2 protein-coding genes and 2 pseudogenes are annotated in these 4,176 nt (G+C 68.6%); 2 read left to right on the top strand and 2 right to left on the bottom strand.

The window, feature by feature from the left end; all coding sequences use genetic code 11:
* Positions 1 to 487: hypothetical protein (locus DM995_RS21940; protein ID WP_198669378.1), on the bottom strand; the 487-nt coding region annotated here is incomplete at its 3' end.
* 59 nt (positions 488 to 546) lie between these two features.
* Positions 547 to 963 (bottom strand): annotated as a pseudogene (locus tag DM995_RS14610) (MutS-related protein); the annotation flags it as partial.
* On the opposite strand from DM995_RS14610, the pseudogene pheS reads away from it, so the two are divergent.
* Together pheS and pheT are read left to right on the top strand one after the other, a co-directional pair.
* Positions 906 to 1,799: pseudogene (pheS, locus tag DM995_RS14605) on the top strand (phenylalanine--tRNA ligase subunit alpha); the annotation flags it as partial. The pseudogenes DM995_RS14610 and pheS overlap by 58 nt on opposite strands.
* Positions 1,796 to 4,176: phenylalanine--tRNA ligase subunit beta (gene pheT, locus DM995_RS14600; protein ID WP_116969884.1), on the top strand; the 2,381-nt coding region annotated here is incomplete at its 3' end. The pseudogene pheS and the gene pheT, both read left to right, overlap by 4 nt.

Below are 4,176 nucleotides of genomic sequence, written 5' to 3'. Positions count from 1 at the left end.
CGGCCGAGCGTCGGCGCGTGCCCGATGCTGTCGGAGGAGCCCCGCCCGCCATTGCCAGCGCCGCCTCCCATGCGGCGCGCGCGGCGAGCGCCTTGTCGCCCGCCTGCTCGGCGAGCGCCTGGGCGGTGCGCAGAAAATCCTGCGCGCGCGCCTGGCTGCCCGATCGCGCGCGCCGCATCGCCTCGCCTGCGACGAGGCAATATTCGGCCAGCTGCGCGAGGCTGGCACGCTCGCCCTGCGCGGCCTCGGCGGCCGATGTACCGCTGACCGGGGAGAGCAGCAACGCGAGCGCCGCATCCGCGCCGTTATCGCCGCCGCGCATCAGGCTGCGCGCCCGGGTCGCGCGGTCGCTCGCCAGCGGTAGCACGGCGGCAGGAAGGTCCGACGCAGGCCGATCGCACAAGGTGATCGCATCGGGCAGGCGCGCCTCGGCCGCCCCCGGCGCGGCCAGGGCATATGCGACTGCCAGTATTTCGATCCCCGCCATGACGGCCCCTGCCCGATAACGGCTTGCAGGATAACCGGAATTCGGCGAGCAGAGAACGCCTAATGCGATGAATCGCCGAGCAGCCCCTTGAGCCGGTAGAGCGCATCGAGCGCGTCGCGCGGGCTGAGATTGTCGACATCGAGCGCCTGGAGCGCCTCGCGCAGTTCGTCCTTCGCCTCGGGCTCCCTCGCGGCAGCGGCGGCGAACAGCGGCAGATCGTCGAGCCCCGCAGCGAGGCCGCCGGTCGCCTGACGCCCGGCCTCGAGCTTGGCCAGCACCGATTTCGCCCGCGCGACCACGACTGGTGGCACGCCCGCCAGCTTGGCGACGGCCAGGCCATAGCTGCGATCCGCCGGACCATCGGCGAGCTCGTGCAGCAGCACCAGATCGCCCTTCCATTCGCGCGCGCGCACATGGTGCAGCGACAGCGCGTCAAGCCGCCCGGCGAGCCGGGTCAGCTCGTGATAGTGCGTCGCTCGCCGCCGAAGCGATCGACCTGACGCTGCCGGTCGCGCCCAGCCCGCAAGGCTCGGTGCATCCGGTCGCGCAGGTGATGGACGAGCTGGCCGAGATTTTCGCGGACCTGGGCTTCGCCGTGGCGACCGGGCCTGAGATCGAATCGGGCTGGTACAATTTCACCGCCTTGAACATGCCCGAGACGCATCCGGCGCGCGCGATGCACGACACCTTCTATTTCCCCGATACCGGTCCCGATGGCGAACCGATGCTGCTGCGCACGCACACCTCGCCGGTGCAAATCCGCACGATGATGGGGCAGAAGCCGCCGATCCGCATCATCGCGCCCGGCCGCACCTATCGCAGCGATTCGGACGCGACGCACACGCCGATGTTCCACCAGGTCGAGGGCCTGGTGATCGACAAGGGCATCACAATGGCGCATCTCAAATGGACGCTGGAGACCTTCGTCCGCGCGTTCTTCGAGCGCGACGATATCGTGCTGCGCCTGCGCCCGAGCTATTTCCCGTTCACCGAACCCTCGGCCGAGGTCGATGTCGGCTTCACGGTCGAGAAGGGCAAGCGCGTGATCGGTGGCGATCCCACCGGCCCCAATGGCGGCTGGATGGAGATCCTGGGCAGCGGCATGGTCAACCCGAAGGTGATCGAGCATTGCGGGCTCGACCCCGATGAATGGCAGGGCTTTGCCTTTGGCTGCGGCATCGACCGGCTCGCCATGCTGAAATACGGCATGGACGACCTGCGCGCGTTCTTCGACGGCGATCTCAGGTGGCTCAAGCATTACGGGTTCTCGTCGCTCGATGTTCCCACGCTGAGCGGAGGAGTCGGCGCATGAAGTTCACCCTCTCCTGGCTGAAAGAGCATCTCGATACCGATGCGAGCCTGACCGAAATCACCGACCGGCTGACCGCGATCGGGCTGGAGCTCGAAGGGGTGGAAAACCCCGCCGATGCGCTGCGCCCGTTCCGCGTCGCCAGGGTGCTCGAGGCAGGCCCGCATCCCAATGCGGACAAGCTGCGGCTGCTCAAGGTCGACGACGGCTCGGGCACCCCCTGGCAGGTCGTGTGCGGCGCGCCCAATGCAAGGCAAGGGCTGGTCGGCGTGTTCGGCCCGCCGGGAACCTATGTCCCCGGCCCCGCCTTCACGCTGAAGCCCGCGAAGATCCGCGATGTCGAGAGCTTTGGCATGATGTGCTCGTACCGCGAGCTCGAGCTCGGCGAGGATCATGACGGCATCATCGAATTGCCCGAGGACGCACCGGTGGGCACCAGCTTTGCCGATTATGCGGGCCTCGACGATCCGGTGATCGAGGTGTCGGTCACGCCCAACAAGCAGGATTGCATGGGCGTGCGCGGCATCGCGCGCGATCTCGCCGCATCGGGCATCGGTACGCTGAAGCCCCTGTCCGAGGTCTATCGCTCGGGCGTCGATCCGGTCGAGGGCAGCGGCGAGGCTCCCGATGTCCGCACCGACGATGCCGCCGGCTGCCCGGCCTTCTACGCGCAGAACGTCTCGGGCCTCAAGAACGGTCCCGCGCCCAAATGGATGGCGGACCGGCTGAAGGCGATCGGGCAGAAGCCGATTTCGGTGCTGGTCGATATCACCAATTTCGTCTCGATCGACCTGGGCCGCCCCTTGCACGTCTATGACCGGGCGAAGCTCACGGGCGGTCTGGTCGCGCGCAAGGCGACGGACGGCGAGGAGGTGCTGGCGCTTAACGGCAAGAGCTATGCGCTCGACGCCAGCATGACTGTGATCGCCGACAGTGCCCAGGTGCACGATATCGGTGGCATCATGGGCGGCGAGGATTCGGGGGTGTCCGACGACACTACCGACGTGCTGATCGAATGTGCCTATTTCGACCCCGAACATATCGCGCGCACCGGCCAGAAGCTGATGCTGACGAGCGATGCGCGCCAGCGCTTCGAACGTGGCGTCGATCCGGCGTTTCTCGAACAGGGCCTGGCGATCGCGACGCGGCTGGTGCTCGAGCATTGCGGCGGCACGGCGAGCCCGGTCACCCGGTCGGGCGCAGCTCCGGTCGAGCCGCGCACCGTCGCCTACGACCCCGCCTATTGCGCGGCTCTGGGCGGCATCGATGTGCCGGCAGGCGAGCAGCAGGCGATCCTCGAGCGGCTGGGCTTCGACGTCGACAGCAGCACCACCCCCTGGACGATCACCGTCCCGACCTGGCGGCGCGATGTCGCGGGCAAGGCGGATATCGTCGAGGAAGTGGTGCGCATCACCGGCATCGATGCGATCCCCTCGACCCCGCTGCCGCGCCTGCCCGGCGTCGCCAGGCCGACCGCCAGTCCGGCGCAGCTGCAGGAGCGCCGCGTGCGCCGTCTCGCCGCTGCGCGCGGCCTCAACGAGGCGGTCAACTGGTCGTTCATCTCGGACAAGGAAGCCGCGCCCTTTGGCGGCGGCGACTGGGTGCTCGCCAATCCGATCAGCGAGGACCTGAAGGTCATGCGCCCCTCGCTGCTGCCCGGGCTGCTCTCGGCCGCCAAGCGCAATCTCGATCGCGGCGCGGGCTCGGTCCGGCTGTTCGAACTTGGCCGTCGCTATTTCAAGGCCGAGGACGGCACCAGTATCGAACGCACCACGCTCGGCATCGTGCTGGCGGGCGACAAGACCCCGCGCGACTGGCGCAGCGGCAAGGCGCAGGGCTTCACCGCGCATGACGTGAAGGCCGAGGTGCTGGCGCTGCTCGATGCCGCAGGAGCCCCGGCCGCCAAGCTGATGGACTTCGCCCCCGATGCCGCAGGTCCAGGCGATCACTATCACCCCGGCCAGGCGGCGACGCTGCGGCTGGGGCCGAAGAACGTGCTCGCCGCGTACGGCACGCTGCACCCCTCGACCGCGCGCGCCTTCGGCTTCAAACCGGTGCACGGCGCGGTAATGGTGGCCGAGCTGTTCCTCGACACGATCCCGCTCAAGGCGCGCGGCTCGGCGATGCGCGAGGCCTATGCGCCGCCCGCGCTGCAGGCGGTGACGCGCGATTTCGCGTTCCTGGTCGATGCGAAATTGCCCGCCGGCGATCTCGTCCGCGCGGTGAAGGGCGCGGACAAGAAGCACATCACCGATGCCCGCGTGTTCGACAGCTTTGCAGGCCAGGGCGTGCCCGAGGGCAAGCTTTCGCTCGCCATCGAGGTGACGCTGCAGCCGGTGGACAAGAGCTTCGGCGATGATGAGCTCAAGGCCATTGCCGA

Origin of the sequence: Blastomonas sp. UPD001, assembly GCF_003426715.1 — a bacterium.
Classification (GTDB): domain Bacteria; phylum Pseudomonadota; class Alphaproteobacteria; order Sphingomonadales; family Sphingomonadaceae; genus Blastomonas.
The sequence above is the reverse complement of the archived record's forward strand: the minus strand, read 5'-3'. Positions and strand labels throughout refer to the sequence as shown.